The organism is Caulobacter sp. DWP3-1-3b2, assembly GCF_049896325.1.
GTDB lineage: Bacteria > Pseudomonadota > Alphaproteobacteria > Caulobacterales > Caulobacteraceae > Caulobacter.
The window spans coordinates 109,269-129,138 of sequence record NZ_JAFCUB010000002.1; the positions used below are offsets into that span (position 1 = coordinate 109,269).

Annotated in this window: 18 protein-coding genes; 11 read left to right on the forward strand and 7 right to left on the reverse strand. The window is 67.0% G+C overall.

Annotated features, from left to right (window positions below):
• The first annotated feature begins 27 nt into the window (after positions 1-27).
• Positions 28-1,518, forward strand: coding sequence for a Ppx/GppA family phosphatase (locus ACP7AG_RS01925; protein ID WP_426029603.1), 1,491 nt, complete (start codon positions 28-30; stop codon positions 1,516-1,518).
• 29 nt (positions 1,519-1,547) lie between these two features.
• On the opposite strand, the gene ACP7AG_RS01930 is transcribed toward ACP7AG_RS01925, so the two are convergent.
• Both ACP7AG_RS01930 and rnd read right to left on the reverse strand, forming a co-directional pair.
• Entirely contained in the window at positions 1,548-2,150 is a 603-nt protein-coding gene (locus tag ACP7AG_RS01930; protein ID WP_426029604.1) for a hypothetical protein, read from the reverse strand.
• A gap of 72 nt (positions 2,151-2,222) precedes the next feature.
• A complete protein-coding gene (gene rnd / locus ACP7AG_RS01935; RefSeq protein WP_426011425.1) occupies positions 2,223-3,395 on the reverse strand; it encodes a ribonuclease D in 1,173 nt (390 codons plus the stop codon).
• Between the two features lie 112 nt (positions 3,396-3,507).
• Here rnd and purM point away from each other — a divergent pair, with 112 nt between their 5' ends.
• Together purM and purN are read left to right on the forward strand one after the other, a co-directional pair.
• Positions 3,508-4,545: a phosphoribosylformylglycinamidine cyclo-ligase gene (gene purM / locus ACP7AG_RS01940; RefSeq protein WP_426029605.1), complete on the forward strand. Its 1,038-nt coding sequence runs from the start codon at positions 3,508-3,510 to the stop codon at positions 4,543-4,545.
• A gap of 40 nt (positions 4,546-4,585) precedes the next feature.
• The gene (purN, locus tag ACP7AG_RS01945; RefSeq protein WP_426029606.1) at positions 4,586-5,173 is read left to right on the forward strand and encodes a phosphoribosylglycinamide formyltransferase; all 588 of its coding nucleotides are present in this window, start codon (positions 4,586-4,588) and stop codon (positions 5,171-5,173) included.
• On the opposite strand, the gene ACP7AG_RS01950 is transcribed toward purN, so the two are convergent.
• Together ACP7AG_RS01950 and ndk are read right to left on the reverse strand one after the other, a co-directional pair.
• Entirely contained in the window at positions 5,170-6,294 is a 1,125-nt protein-coding gene (locus ACP7AG_RS01950; protein ID WP_426029607.1) for a sensor histidine kinase, read from the reverse strand. The two genes, purN and ACP7AG_RS01950, sit on opposite strands and share 4 nt — an antisense overlap.
• Positions 6,295-6,436: 142 nt before the next feature.
• Positions 6,437-6,856 carry a nucleoside-diphosphate kinase gene (ndk, locus tag ACP7AG_RS01955; protein ID WP_426011421.1) on the reverse strand — a complete coding sequence of 140 codons (420 nt, stop codon included), beginning with the start codon at positions 6,854-6,856 and terminating at the stop codon, positions 6,437-6,439.
• Positions 6,857-6,956: 100 nt separating this feature from the next.
• Here ndk and ACP7AG_RS01960 point away from each other — a divergent pair, with 100 nt between their 5' ends.
• From ACP7AG_RS01960 to ACP7AG_RS01970, 3 genes are all read left to right on the forward strand, one after another.
• Complete coding sequence (locus tag ACP7AG_RS01960) at positions 6,957-8,834, forward strand: ABC-F family ATP-binding cassette domain-containing protein (protein ID WP_426011420.1); 1,878 nt, start codon at positions 6,957-6,959, stop codon at positions 8,832-8,834.
• Between the two features lie 117 nt (positions 8,835-8,951).
• The gene (locus ACP7AG_RS01965; protein WP_426011419.1) at positions 8,952-9,368 is read left to right on the forward strand and encodes a hypothetical protein; all 417 of its coding nucleotides are present in this window, start codon (positions 8,952-8,954) and stop codon (positions 9,366-9,368) included.
• 69 nt (positions 9,369-9,437) lie between these two features.
• Positions 9,438-10,088, forward strand: a complete 651-nt coding sequence (locus ACP7AG_RS01970; RefSeq protein ID WP_426029608.1) for a hypothetical protein — start codon at positions 9,438-9,440, stop codon at positions 10,086-10,088.
• Between the two features lie 114 nt (positions 10,089-10,202).
• Here the strand turns inward: ACP7AG_RS01970 and ACP7AG_RS01975 are convergent, their stop codons facing one another.
• The 3 genes from ACP7AG_RS01975 to ACP7AG_RS01985 are packed head-to-tail and all read right to left on the reverse strand — an operon-like array spanning position 10,203 to position 12,479.
• Entirely contained in the window at positions 10,203-10,535 is a 333-nt protein-coding gene (locus tag ACP7AG_RS01975; RefSeq protein WP_426011417.1) for a peptidase inhibitor I78, read from the reverse strand.
• Positions 10,532-10,993 (reverse strand): DNA polymerase III subunit chi, encoded by a 462-nt coding sequence (locus ACP7AG_RS01980; RefSeq protein WP_426011416.1) that lies wholly within the window; start codon positions 10,991-10,993, stop codon positions 10,532-10,534. The genes ACP7AG_RS01975 and ACP7AG_RS01980 overlap by 4 nt, the downstream gene beginning before the upstream one ends.
• 4 nt (positions 10,994-10,997) lie before the next feature.
• Entirely contained in the window at positions 10,998-12,479 is a 1,482-nt protein-coding gene (locus tag ACP7AG_RS01985) for a leucyl aminopeptidase (protein ID WP_426029609.1), read from the reverse strand.
• A 240-nt stretch (positions 12,480-12,719) separates the two neighbouring features.
• Between ACP7AG_RS01985 and lptF the strand changes: the two genes are divergently transcribed.
• The 5 genes from lptF to pdxA all read left to right on the forward strand — a co-directional run bounded on the left by lptF (position 12,720) and on the right by pdxA (position 19,864).
• Positions 12,720-13,856 carry an LPS export ABC transporter permease LptF gene (gene lptF, locus ACP7AG_RS01990; protein WP_426029610.1) on the forward strand — a complete coding sequence of 379 codons (1,137 nt, stop codon included), beginning with the start codon at positions 12,720-12,722 and terminating at the stop codon, positions 13,854-13,856.
• Positions 13,853-14,959, forward strand: coding sequence for an LPS export ABC transporter permease LptG (gene lptG, locus ACP7AG_RS01995; protein WP_426011413.1), 1,107 nt, complete (start codon positions 13,853-13,855; stop codon positions 14,957-14,959). Before lptF ends, lptG begins: the two co-directional genes overlap by 4 nt.
• Positions 14,960-14,987: 28 nt before the next feature.
• Positions 14,988-17,426, forward strand: a complete 2,439-nt coding sequence (locus tag ACP7AG_RS02000; protein WP_426029611.1) for an LPS-assembly protein LptD — start codon at positions 14,988-14,990, stop codon at positions 17,424-17,426.
• Positions 17,427-17,510: 84 nt separating this feature from the next.
• A complete protein-coding gene (locus tag ACP7AG_RS02005) occupies positions 17,511-18,863 on the forward strand; it encodes a peptidylprolyl isomerase (RefSeq protein ID WP_426029612.1) in 1,353 nt (450 codons plus the stop codon).
• Complete coding sequence (gene pdxA, locus ACP7AG_RS02010) at positions 18,860-19,864, forward strand: 4-hydroxythreonine-4-phosphate dehydrogenase PdxA (RefSeq protein ID WP_426029613.1); 1,005 nt, start codon at positions 18,860-18,862, stop codon at positions 19,862-19,864. The genes ACP7AG_RS02005 and pdxA overlap by 4 nt, the downstream gene beginning before the upstream one ends.
• Positions 19,865-19,870: the final 6 nt, after the last annotated feature.

The following is a 19,870-nucleotide window of genomic DNA, read 5'->3' on the forward strand; positions in this document are numbered from 1 at the left end:
CCCCGTCCAATAGGCTAAACCCCTCCCATGCCTTTTGCGGCGCCGCGCGACGCGGCCGTTATCGATATCGGGTCCAACTCGGTGCGCCTGGTGGTGTATCGACTGGAAGGCCGCGCCATCTGGACCGTCTTCAACGAGAAGGTGTTGGCGGGGCTGGGCCGTGACCTGGGCGTCGGCGGCCGGCTGCACCCCGAGGGCATGGCACAGACCCTCGCGGCGCTGAAGCGCTTCCGCGCCGTGCTCGAAGCGGTCAAGCCCGCCGAGACCTTCGTCGTCGCCACCGCCGCCGTGCGCGAGGCCAAGGACGGCGCGGCCTTCGTCGGGCTGGTCCAGGCCGAGACGGGCCTGACCATGCGGGTGCTATCGGGCGAGGAAGAGGCCCGCTACGCCGCCCTGGGCGTGCTGGCGGGCGCCCCCGACGCCACCGGCGTGGTCGGCGACCTGGGCGGCGCCAGCCTGGAGCTGATCCGGCTGGAGCCGACCGGCGCGGGTCTGGGCGTCACCCTGCCGCTGGGCCCGTTCAGCCTGGGCCTCAGCGACGGCTTCGACCTGGAGCGGGTGCGCAAGCTGACCGCCCAGCGCCTGGCCCCGGTGGCCCAGGCCTTCAAGACCGACACCTTCCACGCGGTCGGCGGCGCCTGGCGAAACCTCGCCTTGCTGCACATGCGGCTTAGCGACTATCCGCTGCACATGGTCCACCAGTACAGCATCAGCCGCAGCGAGGCGCTCGACGCCGCCCGCCTGGTCGCGCACCAGTCGCGCAGCTCGCTCGACCGCATCGAGGGCATGAGCAAGAAGCGCTCGGAAACCCTGCCCTATGCCGCCGTGGTGCTGGAGCAACTGATCGAGAGCCTGGATTTCAAGCACATCGAAATCTCCGCCTATGGCGTACGCGAAGGCCTGCTGTTCGAGGCCATGCCGCCCGGCGTGCGCCGGCTAGACCCTCTGATCGAAGGCTGCGCTTCGCTGGGCGCTCGGCAGGGCCTGGCCGACGAGCTGGGCGCGGCGCTGGATACTTGGCTGTCCCCCGCCCTCGCCGAGCTGCCGCCGTGTTTTGGCGACGTGCGCGACCGGGTTCTGATCTCATCCGCCTGCCGCCTGGCCGACCTGGGCGCGCGCCTCCACCCGGACCACCGCGCCGACCTGGTGTTCGAGCAGGTGCTGCGCGCGCCGATCGCCGGCCAGACCCACGCCGAGCGCGCCTTCCTGGCCGCCGCCGCCTTCGCCCGCCACGCCACGGCCTTCAACCCGCCGGAGATAGGCGTGCTGGAACGCCTGCTTTCGCCGGTTCGCCTGAAGCGCGCCAGAGCCTTGGGCGCGGCCATCCGCCTGGGCTGCGATCTGTCGGGCCGCAGCGCCCCCTTGCTGGCCCGATCGCGCCTGACGATCCACCGGGGCGACCTGACCTTGGCCGCCGAGCCCGGCTATGCCGACCTGCTGCTGGGCGAACAGACCGCCAAGCGGGCCAACACCCTGGCGACGCTGCTGGGGATGAAGCTGAAGATCCTGGCGCTGTAGGGGTCTCGCCGGCCAGGGCGGATCGACGCCTAGCGCGCGGCCTTGCCGTAGGCCGCGAGCGCCACGGCCATTTCCGGCGTGGCGTCTGCGGGGACCGGAGTCGGGTCGGCCGCGTTCCCGCCGGCCAGGCGCGCCAGGGCCTCGGCCGATAGCGTGACGGTGTCCTGCGGGCGTGCGTCGGTCGTCTGGGCGGCGTCGAGGTCGCTCTGCAGCCGCGCGCGATAGTCGTCCACCGAGGCGGGCGGGGGCGAGCCTTGCACGCCGACCTGCAGAGACGCGACGATCGTCTGGTCGGTTTCCGACAGGCCCTCGAACGCAGCCTTGGCCTGCCGCTGCGGCGCAGGCGGCGCGGCGCCGGACCCGGCCCAGGCGGCGCGGGTGAAAGTGTTGAGAGCCGACTGCACGGTCTTGGCGAAGGGCGACTCGGTGAGAGCCTGGCCCAGGGCCGCGCGCTCGCCATGGCCCGCAGCCGCCCAGCGGTTCGACAGCGCGTGATAGGCGCCCAGCCGTTGATCAAGGCTGGCCGCGCCGGTCGTGTCGTTGAGCGCAGCGGCGGCCGCCCACGCGCCGCCCGGGAAATCGATAGCGGCGGGCTGGCCCGCGCCCGCCGACGAAATCTGAGAAATCTTCATTGCATCAGCATCCTCGCGCCGGGCCAATGAAGGCGGCGTGAAGGGCTGTGGTAAATACGACTCAGCGAAGGCTTACAGGTCCGCTTTCGGCGCCCGGCGCACTTCCACGACCCGCACGCGCGCGCCGTCCAGCACCAGGGCCAGTTCGCCGCGTTTGATCTTCAGGGCGTCGGACCCAAAGGCCTCCAGCCGCCAGCCTTGCAGGGCCGGCGTGTTGGCCTCGTCGTCGGCGGCGATCTTTTCCAGGTCCGAGACGGTGGCGATCAGCTTGGAGGCCACGCCGGCTTCCTCGGCGCGGGCCTTCAGCAGAACCTTCAGCAGTTCGACGACGGCGCCGGCCGAGGCGGGCGGCGGCGGGCCGGCCTTGTCGAGAACCGGAGCGTAGCCCTCGGGATCGGCCAGGGCCGCCTTGATCGCGGCCAGCAGGTCGGGGCCGAATTTGGAGCCGCCAAAACCCTTGGGTACGCTGCGCAGGGTATTGAGCCCCTCCAGCGAGGTCGGGGCCTGGGTGGCCAGTTCGTCGATGGCCTCATCCTTCAGGATGCGGCCGCGCGGCTGGTCGCGGGTCTGGGCGGTGCGCTCGCGCCAGGCCGCGACGGCCTTGAACACGGCGAGATATTTCGGGGCGGTCTTGCGCGGACGCAGGCGACGCCAGGCTTTTTCGGGATCGACGTCATAGGCCGCCGGATCGTTCAGCGCCTTCATCTCCTCTTCAACCCAGGCCAGGCGGCCGGCATTGTCGAGGCGGTCGCGCAGGATCGGGAACAGGGTGGCCAGGTGCGTCACGTCGGCGACGGCATAGGTCAGCTGGGCGTCGCTCAGTGGACGCCGGGCCCAGTCGGTGAAGCGGCTGGACTTGTCGAGCTCGATCTTCAGCATCTGGCGCACCAAGGCGTCATAGGCGATCTGCTCGCCAAAGCCCGCAGCCATGCCAGCCACCTGAGTGTCGAACAGCGGCGTGGGCATGGCGCCCAGATTGTTGAAGATCTCGACGTCTTGGCGGGCCGCGTGGAAGACCTTCATCACTGCGGGATCGCGCAGGATGTCGAGCAAGGGCGAGAGGTCAAGGCCCTCGGCCAGCGGGTCGATACACGCCTCGGTTTCCGGAGAGGCCACCTGGATCAAGCACAGCTTGGGCCAGTAGGTGGTTTCGCGCATGAACTCGGTGTCCACGGCGATGAAGGGGGCGCCCTTCAACTCATTACAGAACTCCGCCAGCGCGGCGGTGGTGGTGATCGTCGTCATCGGCTGCTAATAGCCTCGCGCACCCCCGAGTCTGCAAGCACAAGCTTGGGGTGAGCGGCAATATTCCTTTCCAAATTGGCCCTTTGGGCCAACCTCGACCCAGAGCGAACCCATGAGCGACCAGCAGAACGGCCTAACCTACGCCCAGGCCGGCGTGGACATCGACGCAGGCGCTGCCTTGGTCGAGGCCATCAAGCCCCTGGCCAAGGCCACCCGCCGGCCCGGCGCCGACGGGAGCCTGGGCGGTTTTGGTGCGCTGTTCGACCTCAGGGCCGCCGGCTATGACGACCCGCTGCTGGTCTCCACCACCGACGGGGTCGGCACCAAGCTGCGCATCGCCATCGACGCCAAGATGCACGCCACGGTCGGGATCGACCTGGTGGCCATGTGCGTCAACGACCTGCTGGCCCAGGGCGCCGAGCCTCTGCTGTTCCTCGACTACTACGCCACCGGCAAGCTGGACCTCGAGGTCGCCAAGAGCGTGGTGGCCGGCATCGCCGAGGGCTGCAAGCTGGCCGGCGCGGCCTTGGTGGGCGGCGAAACGGCGGAGATGCCGGGCATGTACAGCGACGGCGAATATGACCTGGCCGGCTTCTCGGTGGGGGCGGTCGATCGCGACGACGTGTTGCCCAAGCTGGACAAGCAACGGGCCGGCGACCTGATCATCGGCATCGGCTCGTCGGGCCCGCACTCCAACGGCTACAGCCTGGTGCGCCGGGTGGTCGAGCGCTCGGGCCTGGCCTGGGACGCGCCCTGCCCGTTCCCCGTTCCTGGCGGGGAGGGCAAGACCCTGGCCGAGGCCCTGATGGCCCCGACCCGCATCTATGTGAAGTCGATCCTGCCCCTGCTGCAGTCGGGCCGCGTCAAGGGCGGCGCCCACATCACCGGCGGCGGCCTGATCGAGAACCCGCCGCGCTGTATCGCCGAGGGCCTGGTCCCGCTGTTCGACTGGAGCGCCTGGCCCCTGCCGCCGGTCTTCGACTGGCTGCAGCGCGAGGGCGGCATTTCAGACCACGAGCTGCGCCGGACCTTCAACTGCGGGGTGGGCTTCATCCTGATCGTCGCCGCGTCCGACGCCGAGCCGGTGCTGGCGGCGTTGCTCAACGCGGACGAGGACGCGTTTGTCTGCGGGCAGCTTGTTCAAGCCTAGCTTCCTTCTCCCGCAAGGGGAGAAGGATTGGGACACACTGATGACGAAAACCAAGGTCGCCGTCCTGATCTCCGGCCGAGGGTCCAACATGGAGGCCCTGGTCCGCGCCGCCCAGGACCCCGCCTGTCCGTTCGAGATCGTCCTGGTGGTGTCCAACAAGCCCGAGGCTGGCGGACTGGCCACGGCCCAGGCGGCCGGCGTCGAGGCGGTCGCCATCGGCCAGCGCGAGTTTGCCAAGGATCGCGAGGCGCACGAACGCGCCATCAACGCCGTCTTGCGCGCGCGCGGAATCCAGGTCGTGGCCCTGGCCGGCTACATGCGCATCCTGACCCCGTTCCTCGTGAACGCCTGGGAAGGCCGGATGCTCAACATCCACCCCTCCCTGCTGCCGAAATATCCCGGCCTGGACACGCACGGCCGCGCCCTTCAGGCCGGCGAGGTCGAGGCCGGCTGCACGGTCCATCTGGTCACCGCCGGCGTCGACGAGGGTCCCGTCCTGGGCCAGGCCCGCGTGTCGATCCTGCCGGGCGACACCGAGCATAGCCTCAGCGACCGGGTGCTGGAGCAGGAGCATCGGCTCTATGTGGCGGTCCTGGCGGCCTTCTGCCGGGATCTTGCCGGCGTCTAGTCCCGTGATCGGGACGGGCTGGCGGAAGCCGTCGCGGTGGCCATCGCTGGCAAGGCGTCGGCTCGGCTGAACACCATGGTGACGCGCATGCCGCCGTTGGGCGCGGCGTCAACCTCGACCCGAGCGTTCGCGTTCTGGCGCAAGGACTGAACGATCATGTTGCTGAGCTTGCCAGGCCGAGGCCAGACATAGCCCGGCTCCAGGCCATCGCCGTCGTCGGAGACCACCACCCTGCATCCTTCGTGGTCCACGAGACTGTGCAAGCTGATCGTGCCGCCGTCGCGGTTCTTGAAAGCGTGCTTCAGCGCGTTGGTCAGCAGTTCATTGACAACGAGGCCCGTCGGCATCGCGACGTTGATCGAGACTGGCCAGGTGTCGACCTGGAGGTCCAGATGGATGCCTTCGACCGCGTGCGCCCGCATCACCGCCGAGGCGATCTCGCTGAGATACACCCCCAGATCGACGGTCTCCGCCAAACCTTCCTCTGACAGGGCGCGGTAGAGCAGGCCCAACGCTTCGACGCGGCCCGCGAGCCGGCTGAAGCGCTCGTCCTGGGCGTCCTCGGGCGCATTGCGCGCCTCGATGCGGATCAGCGCCGTGATCATTTGCAGATTATTGGCTACCCGATGCTGCAGTTCGCGCAGCAAGACATCCTTGTCGAGTATGCGCTGTTCGATGGAATCGCGGCCGGTGGCGGCCACCAGCGCCAGCATGCGAAACACCGGGGCACCGGAGTCGTCCAGGATGATGTTCGACCAGGCGTCGACGGCCTGCCCGCCATCGCCGTGGGTGAACGAAAAGACGCCGATATAGTCCTGATCCTCGACCACAGCTCTACCGAGCGCGTCGTCGTCGTCCGATTTCGCCGAGCGCCCCAGCAAGGCGCCCCAGGACTTGCCTTCAAGGTCCGCGCTCAAGTGGCTACTCAGCCGCTCGAACTCCAGATTCGCATAGACGATGCGTTCGACAGGGTGCAATTCGGAGACGGCGATCGCGATCGGCGCCTGATCCAGAAATTGCCGGAAGCCGTCACTCTCCAGCACGTTGGCGAGATCGGGCGTGTTGAGCAGATGATCCATCTGCTCGCTGTTTTCACTCACGTGTCTACTCTCCGCCTTCACGCTCCCCAAACGGCGCGGGAGAGCGAGAGGCGACTTTTATACGCGACCGCGTGTGTGCGCGCATACGAAAAGCGGCGCGACCATAGGCCGCGCCGCTTTCCAGTATCGCTTGGACCGGCGAACCTCGCCGAGGCTGAAAGCCTTAGCCGACGATGTCTTCGTCCTTGAAGAACTGGGCAATCTCGATCGCCGCGTTCTCCTGGCTGTCCGAACCGTGGACCGAGTTCTCGCCGATCGACAGGGCGAACAGCTTGCGGATCGTGCCTTCGTCGGCATTGTCCGGGTTGGTGGCGCCCATCACTTCGCGGTACTTCAGGACGGCGTTTTCGCCTTCCAGCACCTGGACGACGACCGGCTCGGCGGTCATCTGCTCGACCAGTTCGCCGTAGAACGGGCGCTCGGCGTGGACTTCATAAAACGTCTTGGCTTGAGCGTCGGTCAGCTTGACGCGGCGCTGGGCCACGATGCGCAGACCGGCCTCTTCGATGACGGCGTTGATCTTGCCCGTCAGGTTGCGACGCGTGGCGTCAGGCTTGATGATCGAGAAGGTGCGTTCGGTCATGGTCCGAATTATCTCACACAGAAAGTTTGTGGATTGGGAGGTTGCGGGCTTATAGCCGGGCGCTCCCTCCCCGCCAACCCGCCGCGTACCTTCAAATCATATGCTCCAGATCAAAGACCTGACCTTCATCGCCTGGGGTCGGAAGTTCTTCGACCACGCCAGCGTGAGTCTGCCCCCCGGCGCCAAGGTTGGCCTGATCGGGCGCAACGGCGTGGGCAAGTCCACGCTGTTCAAGCTGATCCTCGGCCAGCTGCAGGCCAGCGAGGACGAGATCAGCCTGCCCAAGAGCGCGCGGATCGGCTCGGTCGACCAGGAGCACCCGGCCACCCCCTTTACCCTGCTGGAGACCGTGCTGGAGGCCGACGAGGAGCGCCACAAGCTGTTGACCAGCCTGGACACCGCCGAACCCGAGGACATGGGCGAGATCTGGGCCCGGTTGATTGAGATCGACGCCGACGCCGCGCCCGCCAAGGCTTCGGAAATCCTGGTAGGCCTGGGCTTTTCCCAAGAAGACCTGGCCCGGCCGATGGCCGAGTTCTCCGGCGGCTGGCGCATGCGCGTGGCCCTGGCCGCGGCGCTGTTCGCCGAGCCCGACATGCTGCTGCTGGATGAGCCGACCAACTATCTCGACCTGGAAGGCGCCCTCTGGCTTGAAGCCAGGCTCCAGAAGTACCCGCATACCGCCCTGATCGTCAGCCACGACCGCGAGCTGCTCAACAACAGCTGCACCCACATGCTGCACCTGGCCGGCGGCAAGCTGGAGCTCTACACCGGCGGCTACGACGACTTCGAGGAACGCCGCGCCGAGAAGGCTCGTCTGCAGTTGTCGGCCAAGGCCAAGCAGGATGCCGAGCGCGCCCACCTGCAAGCCTTCGTCGACCGCTTCAAAGCCAAGGCCTCCAAGGCTGCCCAGGCGCAGTCTCGCATGAAGCGCCTGGCCAAGATGCAGCCGGTGGCCACCACGATCGAGGAGCGCGTCGCGCCCTTCACCCTGCCCTCGCCGCCCCGCCCTCTGGCCCCGCCGCTGATCCGGCTGGAACATGCCTATGTCGGCTACGAGGCCGAGCGTCCGATCCTCAAGAACCTCAACCTGCGCATGGATCTGGACGACAGGATCGGCCTGCTGGGCGTCAATGGCGCGGGCAAGTCGACCTTCGCCAAGATGATCGCCGGGGCGCTGAAGATTCAGTCGGGCGAGCTGCACCGCGACCGCAAGATGAAGGTCGGCTGGTTCCACCAGCACCAGATCGAGGCGATGGACCCCGACGACACCCCGCTGGAGATCATCCGCCGGGCGTTGCCGGACGCCTCGGAAAGCTCGCGCCGCTCGAAACTGGCCCAGTTTGGCCTCGGCTTCGAGAAGCAGGAGACCACGGTGGCCAACCTGTCGGGCGGCGAGCGGGCCCGGCTGCTCCTCAACATGGTGGCGATGGACGCGCCGCACATGCTGATCCTCGATGAACCGACCAACCACCTGGACATCGACAGCCGCCGCGCCCTGCTGGACGCCTTGAACGACTACGAGGGCGCGGTGATCCTGATCACCCACGACCGATCCTTGATGGAGCTGGTCGCCGACCGCCTGTGGCTGGCCGCCGATGGCACCGTGAAGCCCTTCGACGGCGACATGGACGAATACGCCAAGTTCGTGCTCGACCGCGCCAAGCAGTCGGTGAAGCCCAGCCAAGTGGCCCGCGAGGAGGCCAAGGCTGCGCCCGCCGCCGCCGCGACGCCCGCCAAGAAGACCGTCGCCATCGAACCGCTGAAGCGCAAGATTGAAGCCGCCGAACAGGTCGTCACCCGTACCACGCGCCAGCTCGGCGAGCTCGAGGCGCAACTGGCCGACCCACAACTCTACAAGAACCCGGCCAAGGTCGCCGAGCTCACCAAGCGGCTGGATGCGGCGAAGACCAAGCTGACGGACGCCGAGGCGACCTGGATGGGCCTGGCCGAAGAACTGGCCGAGGCGCAGGCCTAGGGCGATAGAAGAAAGAAACCCTCTCCCAGAGGGGAGAGGGTTCAACTCAATGTGGTAAACACCGTTAAACCACGTCCTTTAGGCCTTCTGTGACAGGATGCCGCTACCCCTGTTCCCATGAGCTCAGGACCCGCCTCCCGTAACCACATCGTCGCCAACCCCGAAGGCCTGTCGGCCGCGTCGGTGCTTCTGGCGTTCGGCGAATGGCTGGATCAGCGGCTGGCCGAGGCCATGCGGCTGGACATGGACCTGGCGTTCAGGGACCGGCCGTTCGATGTCGAGATCGGTCGCAAGCCAGCCCTGGTGGGTTGGGAGCACCGCTATCTGAGCGCCGGCGCCCCGGCGCCCAAGGGCAAGCAGTGGACCGTTTATCGCCTGCAGGATCAAACCGGCCGCCCTGCGACCCTGCCCCTCCACGCCTCGCAGCCCTCTGGCGACTATGCCGACACGGTCACGCCGCTGCTGGGCGAGCTGGGTTATCTGGGCGTGTTCGATGGCGAGCCGGCCTTGTTCCCGGGCGTCGGAACCCGTTAGCGCGTCAAGGGCTTACGTCCGCACCGAACCTGGTCGATAATGGCTGGACCGTTCGTGACGAGACGCTCCATGCCCGCTCAAGAATCCAGGTTGAAGGTCGGGGTCGATGTGCCTTGGGTGACCAGTTGGAGCGACGAGGAAGACCTGGGCGTTCGCCCCTGCCCCAGCATCGGCGGCCGCCTGGCCATTTGCCAGGCCGAGCGGCCCGGCCTGGGCCGACCGCAATATTCGATGAACCACTTTCGCCGCCAGCGCGAGACGGTCGCCAAGATGCTGTGCCCGATGTGTGGCCAGCCCACGGCGTCCGGCGACCGCTGGACCCAGATCGCCAAGCGGGTCCCTGCCGGCCTGCTGCGCGCCAAGGGTCTGGACGGGGCCTTGCCGGCCGCCCTGCCCAACGATCAGATCATGATCGACGCCGGCTCGATTGCCCCGCTGCACGACGCCTGCGTCAAGCGCTCGCTGGAGCACTGTCCTCACCTGCGCGCTCATCCCGGCGTTGAAGTCATGGCCTGGTCAGAGCGCTGGATGGTGGCGCCGCTGATGGTTCAGGCCACGGCGCCGCCCGCGCCGCTGGCCGTGCTAGCCGCGCCCCGCGCTCCGCCACCGCCGATGGCGGTGGTCGGGTTCCTGCAGATTTTCGGCTTGACGGAAGAGCGCGACCCCCGTTGGCGGCGGCGGTTGCGGGAATTGGACGTCGCCGCCGCCCATCATCACTAGACGGCGCGGCCTAGAGCATTTTTCGAGCGAAGTGGTCCCGGTTCGCGTGAAGAAAAATGCGTCAAAACAAAAGATTAGAGCTCACGGCCTGACGCAGTCAGGTCGGGAAATGCTCTAGCCGCACTTCACCTGCTGCACCACGCCGGTGTCGGGATTGAACAGGATGTTCAGCCGGTCGGCGCGGTAGTCCATGGTCACTGGGCAGGTGGTGCAGGCCACGCGCCAGCGCGAGGGATCGACCGGCGCGGGCAGCGACGTGCGGTTCTTGCCAACGAAGGCCTGGGCCTCCTTGACGCCGCACTGGTCCTTCTCGGCCGTCGGGCCCGCGGGCAAGGCGATGGCCGGCGGGGCGGTCGGCGTAGACGGCGGCGGCATCGGCGCAGGTTCGGGCGCGCTGGAGCACGAGGCCAGCACCAAGACGGCGCCCGCCAGCAGGAAACGCTTCATGCCTGTTTCTCCCATCCCCGTTCGGCGCCTTGGCGCCAGTAGGACACGGGGTGGCCCGCGCCCTTGAAAGCTTTCCATCGACCCCGCGCCAAACGCAGGGCTTCCTCGTCGCGGCCGTCGAATAGCAGGATACACCGCTCGAACCCCGTCAGATCGCCTGGCTCGGCGCCGTCGAGCAGGAACAACGCCTGACCACCGTTCGGGTTGTCGAGCTTGTCGGTCAGCAGCACCGGCTGGCGGTCGGCCATCGGCTCGTCGTCCAGCCCGTGGGGCAGGAAGCTGTCGTCCCTGAAGGTCCACAGGTGAGCGTCCAGCGCCCGCAACCGCGCCGGATCGCCACCGCGCACCAGCGCCCGCCAGCCGCGCCCCAGGGTCTTTTCCAGCAGCTCGGGCAGCACCTGCTCCGTCGCGGTGCGCTCCAGGTGGTAGAACCAGATGTCGCAGGGCGCGGCGGTCAAGGGGCTAGGCCTCGTAGGCGTCCGCGACCAGCCGGTTCAGCAGCCGAACGCCGAAGCCGACGGCGCCGTCCGGCACGGTCGGATCGGTCGAGGGCTTGCGCCAGGCCACCGAGGCGATGTCCAGATGCGCCCACGGCACACCGTTGACGAACTTCTGCAGGAACAGGGCCGCGGTTATGGAACCGGCCGGGCGACCCCCGATGTTCTTCAGGTCGGCGATCGGGCTCTCGATCTGCTTCTCATAGGCGGCGGGCATCGGCATGCGCCACAGCGGCTCGCGCTCGGCCTTGCCGGCGGCCAGAAGTTTTTCCGACAAGCCGTCGTTATTGCTGAACAAACCGCCCAAGTCATGACCCAGAGAAATGATGATCGCCCCGGTCAGGGTGGCCAGGTCGATCATGAACTTTGGCTTGAAGCGCTCCTGGCAGTACCAGAGCGCGTCGGCCAGCACGAGGCGGCCCTCGGCGTCGGTATTAATGACCTCGATCGTCTGGCCGCTCATCGAGGTGACCACATCGCCAGGACGCTGGGCGTTGCCGTCGGGCATGTTCTCGACCAGGCCCAGTATGCCAATGGCGTTGACCCTGGCCTTGCGGCCGGCCAAGGCGTGCATGAGGCCGGACACCGCAGCGGCGCCGCCCATGTCCCACTTCATGTCCTCCATGCCCTCGGCGCCCTTGATCGAGATGCCGCCGGTGTCGAAACAGACGCCCTTGCCGACGAAGGCGATGGGCTGGGCCGACTTGTCGGCCGCGCCGTACCACTTGATCACCGCCAGCTGGCTCTCGCGGACGCTGCCCTGGCCGACGCCGAGCAAGGATCCCATGCCCAGCTCGGCCATCTGCGCCTCGCCGAGGATCTCGACCTCCAGGCCCAGTCGCTCGAGACCCTTGACGCGGGCCGCGAATTCCTCGGGATGCAGGATATTGGCCGGCTCGGACACCAAGTCGCGCGCGAACAGTATGCCGTCGGCCACGGCTTCCAGAGCAACGAAGGCCTTCTGGGCCTTGGCGGGGTCGGCGGCGGCGATCTTGACCACGGTCACCGAGGGCTTCTTCTCGGCCTTCTCGGTGGTGCGGTATCTGTCGAACCGGTAGGCCGCCAGCTTGACGCCGAAGGCGGCGCGGGCGGCGGTCTCGGCGTCGTTGCCCAGCTTCAAGACCAGTTCAGTGACTCCCGAGGTCGCCACGGCCTTGAAGGCATGGGCGGCGGCGAGTTCGATCGTCTCCGGCTCGACCGCGCCGTCGCCGTCGACGCCGATCAACACAACGCGCGCGGCCTCCAGGCCGGCGGGCGCGACGAGGTCGAGGCTCTGGCCCTTGGCGCCGGTGAACCGGCCGCCGGCCACGGCGCGCGCCAGGGCGCCGCCGCTGGCCTCGTTGACGGCCTTGGCCTCGGGCGACAGGGCGGCGGCCTCATAGGCCAGGACCGCGAGGGCGGCGTTGGCGCCGGCCAGGGTGTCGGCGGGGACGAACTCGATACGCATGACGCGCTCCTGCAAACCTGTGGAGCCCTTGGAGGACCTTCCACCCGTTGGATTGGCGCAAACCAGACACGAAGAAAAGGACCAATCGACGAGGTCGGCGGCGAGGCTCTCCCCCCAATGTTGGGGATGGCCACTTTGCGGCCTGACTTGAGCGGTTGTGCGCATGCGAACACGCCGTGTAGAAGGAAGCCCTTCCGGGGGTTCGCCGCGCGACTCCGCTTTCCCCGTTATCCGTCGTCGATGCGCCTGATCGAACGCTATCTTTTCCGCCAGTTCCTCGGTCCGACGCTACTGGCGACGTTGGCCTTGATCGCGCTCGCCTTGCTGGCCCGCAGCCTGGCGGAATTCGACGTGCTGATCGAACAGCGCCAGACGGCGATGGTGTTCTTCAAGATCATCGCCCTGGCCCTGCCCCAGCTGCTGGGCATGATCCTGCCGATCGCGCTGTTCGTGGCCACCCTGGTGGCGCTGAACCGGCTGCACACCGAGCAGGAAATCGTCGTCTGCTTCGCGGGCGGCATGAGTCGCTGGCGGGTGATTTCGCCGGCCGTCCGCCTGGCCGTAGTGGCCACCCTGATCTCGCTGGGCATGAGCCTGTGGGTCGCGCCCTGGAGCTCACGGGCGATTCGCGAGACCTTCTTCGACATCAAGTCCGATCTCGCCTCGACCTTGGTCCGTCCGGGCGAGTTCACCGAGCCCGGTCCCGGCTTGACTGTCTACGCCCAGACGATCGACCGCGACGAGGTCATCCACAACCTGTTCATCCACCAGGAAAAGGCCAACGGCGGCGCGATCACCTACACGGCCCGCGAAGGCGTGATCGTCCAGCGCAAGGGCTTGCCGGTGCTGATCCTCCGCAAGGGCTCCAATCAGGAATTCTCCAGCGCCGGCGTGCTGCAATACCTGTCCTGGGACGAATACACCTTTGACCTCAGCGCGCTGTTCCAGAGCGACGAGCTGCTGCACTACAAGATCGGCGACCGCTATCCGCACGAGCTGTTCTTCCCCGACCTGACCCAGGAGTGGGAACAGCACAACCGCGTGAAGCTGCTGTCGGAAGGCCACTGGCGGCTGGCCAGCCCGCTCTACAACCTCGCCATGATGTCCATGGCCCTGGCGGCGGTGATCGGCGGCCCGTTCAGCCGGATGGGCTATGGCAAGCGGATCGCCGCAGTCGGCGCTGCGGCGGCCGTGGTCCAGATCCTGGGCTTTGGCGTCAAGGCCGCCTGCGACAACGACGTCTGGCTCAATCTGCTGCAATACGCCGTGCCGCTGGGCGCCATCTGGTGGGGATTGGCCCAAATTTTCCGCCAAAAGGTCAATCGCTATATCGCCATCGGCCATCATGACCTCATGACACCCTTGGGGGCGCGATGATCGGCGTCGGGATCATCGAGCGCTATGTGCTCAAAAAGACCCTGGGCGCCCTGGCCGGCGCGCTGGCGGTGGTCGGCACGCTGGTGATGCTGATCGCCTTCGTCGATATCTCCAAGAACGTCGGCAGCCGGGCCGATGTCAGTTTTGTCCAGCTTCTTTTCCTGACGGTTCTGCAGGCCCCGGCGACGATCCTGGTGTTGACGCCGTTCATCTTCCTGTTTGGCACGCTGTCGGCCTTCGTCGGCCTGAACCGGCGCAGCGAGTTGATCGCCATGCGCGCGGCGGGGGTCTCGGCCTGGCGGTTCATCATGCCCGCCGCCGTCGCCGCCTTCGTGATGGGCCTGCTGACCGTCACCCTGCTCAATCCGCTGACCTCGGCGATGAGCGCGCAATTCGAAACCTCGCGCAACGCGATGATGGAAAACTACCTGAAGTCAGCGCCCAAGGGGCTGTGGCTGCGTCAGGGCGACGACAAGACCCAGATCGTCATACGCGCCAGGGCCCGCGACCAAGCCGCAGACGGCGCCGTGCGCCTGCGCGGCGTGTCGTTCTTCATCTACAAGATCGCGCCCAATGGCAGTCTGCAGTTCTCGCGGCGCATGGAAGCGGCAGAGGCCAAGCTCGAGCCCGGTTTTTGGCAGCTGACGGGCGTGCGCGAGGCCGCGCCGGGTACGGGGGCTATCCGTTCCGACAGCCAGACCGTGCCGTCGAACCTCGACGACCGCTCGGCCTCCGAGCGGTTCAACAACCCCCAGGCGATCGCCATATGGCGCCTGCCCGAGACCATCAGGCGCACCGATGCGGCCGGCTTCTCGTCGGTCTCGCTGCGCCTGCGCCTGCATCAGGTGCTGGCCACGCCGCTGCTGTTCGTGGCGATGTCGGTGCTGGCGGCCGCGTTTTCGCTGCGGTTGATGCGGCTGGGTGGTCTCGCGGGCCTGGCCGGCGCTGGCGTGACCTTGGGGTTTGGTTTCTTCTTCTTTAACGAGTTATGCGGCGCTTTGGGCAAGGCGGCTGTGTTGACGCCCGCCATGGCCGCCTGGACGCCGCCCTTGGTCGCGTTTTTGGCGGGTTTGACGCTGCTTTGCTATACCGAGGATGGTTGAGTCTGTGTCGCCGGGATCGAGGTCGTTGATGATGGAGCTTCGCTGGGGGGCGAACGAGAAGGGCCGCGCGGTCCTGCTGGCTGGCGCCGCATGGCTGGTGCTGTCCGGCGCGGCGTTCGCGCAGCAATCGTTCGCCACGATTCCCGCCGCGCCCGCGCCGTCGCCAGCCGTTGACGACGGCCTGGGGGACGGCGGCTACTATCTGGAGTCCGACCTCCTGATCCGCGACGACGTCAATCAGAAGATGATCGCCAAGGGCGACGTCGAGGCGCGCTACCAGGGCCGCACGCTGCGCGCCGACGAGGTGGTCTACGACACCAAGTCCGAGGTGGTGACCGCCCACGGCCACGTCACTCTGATCAATGCCGACGGCACGGCCCAGTTCGCCGACGACATGACGATGGACAAGGAACTGAAGGCCGGCTTCGCCCAAGGCTTCTCGGCTCGCCTGGACAAGAACATCAAGATCGCCGCCGACACCGCCATTCGTCGCAATGAGCAGATCACCGAGCTCAACAAGGCGATCTATACCCCGTGCGAGATATGCGCGGCCAAGCCGAAGCCTACCTGGAGCATAGAGGCCGACAAGGTTGTGCAGGATAAGAACCGCCATCTGGTCTATTATCATGGCGCGACCATCCGGGTGTTTGGCGCACCGCTCATGTACCTGCCGGTGTTCTGGCATCCCGATCCTCAGACCGAGCGTAGCTCGGGCTTTCTGACGCCCAAGATCGGGGTCTCCAAGCGGCGCGGCGTTTCGTATACCCAGCCCTATCTCCTGGTGCTGTCGCCGTCTCAGGATCTGATCGTAAGTCCTCAGATCAATGGGAAAATCAACCCTTTCGTGAACCTGAATTATCGCAAGCGCTTCTATTCCGGCGCGGTCGAGGTTCGGGCCGGTGGGACCTACGAAAAGGACTTCGACAATCACGGCCACCGCTTCGGCGAAGCGACCGCCAAAAGCTACATCCTGGCCAAGGGCCAGTTCGACGTCGACGAAAAGTGGAAGTGGGGTTTCACGGCCGAACGGGCGTCAGATCCGCTGATCTTCGACGATTACGACGTCAACGACGTCTACCAGCAGCGCGGCATGTTCACCGGCGACGACCATCGCCTGATGTCGCAACTTTATACGAAGCGCCAGGACAAGCGGTCCTATTTCTCCGCATCGGTGATCTCGATGCAGGGCCTCCGCGTGGGAGGTCTGGACCCTTCGACAGGTCTGGGCAACAAGTTCGAGAACAGCGGAGCCTTCCCGACGATCGGGCCCTTGATCGAGGGGCGTTGGGAGCCTGAATCACACGTCCTGGGCGGGCGCCTGCGGGTGCAGGGCTCGGGCGTGGCCCTGACCCGCTCGGAGTCGCAATTTGGCGAACCGCCCTATAATTTCATCGCCCCCGGCAATGATTATAAAGGCCAAGACGGCGTAGATAGCATCCGCGGCTCTTTCCAAGGCGACTGGCGGGCCAGCATTGTGACGGGCCCCGGCGTGCGCATCCAGCCGTTCGCCCAGGCGCGAGGCGACGCCTACCGGGTCAGCGACGTCTTTCTGCCGAGCGCGGCGCTTGTCGCCGGCGACATTTCAAGCATCAACTATCGCCGCGCCCTTGGCGTGGCGGGCCTGGATCTGAGTCTCCCGTTGTACCGCAGCCTGAAAGGCGGCGGCAGCATCGTCCTCGAACCCCTGGTTCAGTTCGCTGCGGGATCCAACAGCTCACGGGTTCCCATCGTGGTTGCTCGCGACGCCTTGGGTGCGCCGATCTATTTCAACGAGGACAGCACCAACTTCGAGCTCGACGAGACCAACCTGTTCGACGTCAACAAGTCGCCGGGTTTCGACCTCTATGAAGGCGGCAAGCGGATGAACATTGGCGGCCGGGCCACGGTTGATCTCGCCGATGGCCGCAGCGGCAATCTGCTGATCGGTCGCAGCCTGCGGACGAAGGTCGATCCCCTGCTGCCTACCCGCGCCGGGCTCGATCAGAAGGCCTCCGATTGGATCGTCGCGGGCAGCATAACGCCGATCCGGGGCGTGACGGCCTTCAGCCGCGCGCGCTTCGACAACGACACCGGAAAGCTCAACCGCATCGAGGGCGGCATCGACGCATCATCGGCGCGTGGCTACACGTCACTCCGCTATTTGCGTGACAACAGGGATACCTCGGGCCTGCGCCAAGAGAACCTGGACTTCAATATTGACTATACAGTTTGGAAGAACTGGGGCGTGACAGCCCTGGGCCGTCTGTCTTATCAGGACGCACGCGCTTTTGGTCAGCCCGAGTCTGAAAGCCAGTGGTCTTGGACCCGCCGCGACCTGGGCGTCTACTACAAAGACGATTGCATCCGTATCGATGTGATCTATCAGAACGAAGATCGCTACACTCAGACGGCCACGGGCCTGCGCCTGAAGTCGGATGAATCCGTCATGCTGCGCCTAACGCTCGCCACATTGGGCGACACAAGGTAAAGCCAATTAAACGTCATCGCGTCGGGGGACGCGCGGTAAAACGCGCGCCTTCCTTTGGACGCGTCTAGAGGAACGACAATACCGATGCGGTCTGCGCGTAGCGTGACGAAACTGGCGGTCTGCACCGCTTCCATCCTCGCCTTGACCGTGGCGAGCCTCGGCCTGCCGGCCCTGGCGCAAGACGCCGTGCCCGCAGTCCAGGCTCCTGCGCCTCAAGCCGCGCCGGCGCCGCCCGTCAATCCGCTGTCGGAGAGCGTGGCGGCGGTCGTCAATGACGACATCGTCTCCAGCTACGACCTGATGCAGCGCATGCGTCTGCTGATGGTGACCTCGGGCCTGCAGCCGACCCAGGAGAATCTGCCCCAGCTCGAGCAGGAAGCCTTGCGCTCCCTGATCGACGAACACGTCCAGATGCAGGAACTGCATCGGGTCGAGAAGGCGCAGAAGATCACGATCATATCGACCGACAAGGAAGTCGACGAGCAGATCGAGGACATCGCCAAGGGCAACAACATGACCGGGGCCCAACTGGCCCAGCAGTTGGCGGCTCAGGGCGTCGGCGTGGAGACCTGGAAAGCCCAGATCCGCGCTGACAGCAGCTGGCAGGCCTGGATCAGCGGTCGCTACGGCTCGCGCCTGCGGATCGGCGACGGCCAGATCAAGGCCTTCGAGCGCCGTCAGGCCGAGGCCGCCAGCAAGCCACAATATCAGGTCAGTGAAGTGTTCATCGACGCCGTCCGGGTCGGCGGCATGGAGACGGCGCAGAACGGCGCCAAGCAACTGGTCACCCAGATGCAGCAGGGCGCGCCTTTCCCGGCCGTAGCCCGCCAGTTCTCGGCCTCGCCGACCGCGGCCAATGGCGGCGACGCTGGCTGGATCAGCCCGGGCGAGATGCCGCCCGAGGTCGACGCCGCGCTCGAGCAGCTGCGTCCCGGTCAGATGTCGGCCCCGATCCCGGTGCGCGATGGCGTCTACATCATTTATCTGCGTGAGAAGCGCTCGGGCGCGAAGGCGGCCCTGGTCGATCTCAAGCAGATCGCCGTTCCGCTGGCCAAGGACGCCACCCAGGACCAGATCGACGCCGCCAACCGGACCCTGATGGCCTTGAAGCCGCAGATCGCCAATTGCCAGACCCTGGAAGCCACGGCCGGCAAGGTCGAGGGCGTCGTGGCCGGCGACCTGGGCGAAGCCGAGATCGCCGACCTGGCCCCCGCCTTCCAGCAGGCCGCCACCACGCTCAAGGTTGGCCAACTGTCCGATCCGATCCGCACCGACGCCGGCCTGCACCTGATCGCGGTGTGCGGCAAGCGCCAGTCGGGCGCCCAGGCCCCGACCCACGATCAGATCGAAAATCGTCTGCGCGGTCAGCAGCTTGCGCTGATCTCCAAACGTTATCTGCGCGACCTGCGCAATCAGGCCACCATCGAGACCCGGTGAAGACGGCCGCCCTCGCCCTGAGCGCAGGCGATCCGGCCGGCATCGGCCCGGAAATCATCGCCAAGGCCTGGGCGGCGCTGCGCCAGGATGGACCGCCGTTTATGGTGGTGGGTGATGCTCAACTGCTGGCCTCGGCCGGCGGCGGGGTCAAGGTCCGTGCGGTGACCGGACCCGCCGAGGCGGTCCGGGTGTTCGCCCAGGCCCTTCCCGTCCTCGACATTCCGCTCCAGGCGCCCGTGGTCTCGGGCAAGCCCTCCAGCGCCCATGCCGCCCAGGTCATCCGCTGGATCGAGACCGGCGCCGGCTTGGCCCTGTCGGGCGCGGTAACGGGCCTGGTGACCGCGCCGATCGCCAAGGCGCCGCTCTATGACGCCGGCTTCGCCTTTCCGGGCCACACTGAATTCCTCGCCGAGTTGACCCATGTCGGCGAGCAGAAGCCGCCGCACGGGCCGATCATGATGCTGGCCGCCCGCGACCTGCGCGCCACCCTGGTGACCATCCACAAGCCCTTGTCCGCGGTGCCCGCCGCGCTGACCGTCGAGTTGATCGTCAACGCCGCCGTGGTCACCGTCGCGGCCTTGCGCAAGGATTTCGGTATCCAGGCGCCGCGCCTGGCCGTCGCGGCCCTGAACCCTCACGCGGGCGAAGGCGGCGCCTTGGGCGGCGAGGAGGCCGCGGTCATCGAACCGGCGGTCCGCGTGCTGCGCGAACTGGGCATCGACGTCAGAGGACCGGCCCCGGCCGACAGCCTGTTCCACGCCGAGGCCCGCGCGACCTACGACGCGGTGTTGTGCATGTATCACGACCAGGCCCTGATCCCGGTCAAGATGCTCGACTTCTGGGCCGGCGTGAACATCACCCTGGGCCTGCCGATCGTGCGCACCTCGCCCGACCATGGTACGGGTTTCGACATCGCCGGTCGGGGCCTGGCCCGGGCCGACAGCCTGATCGCCGCCATTCGCCTGGCCGCCGAGATCGCCGCCCGCCGCGCCGCCGCCTGAGTTCCC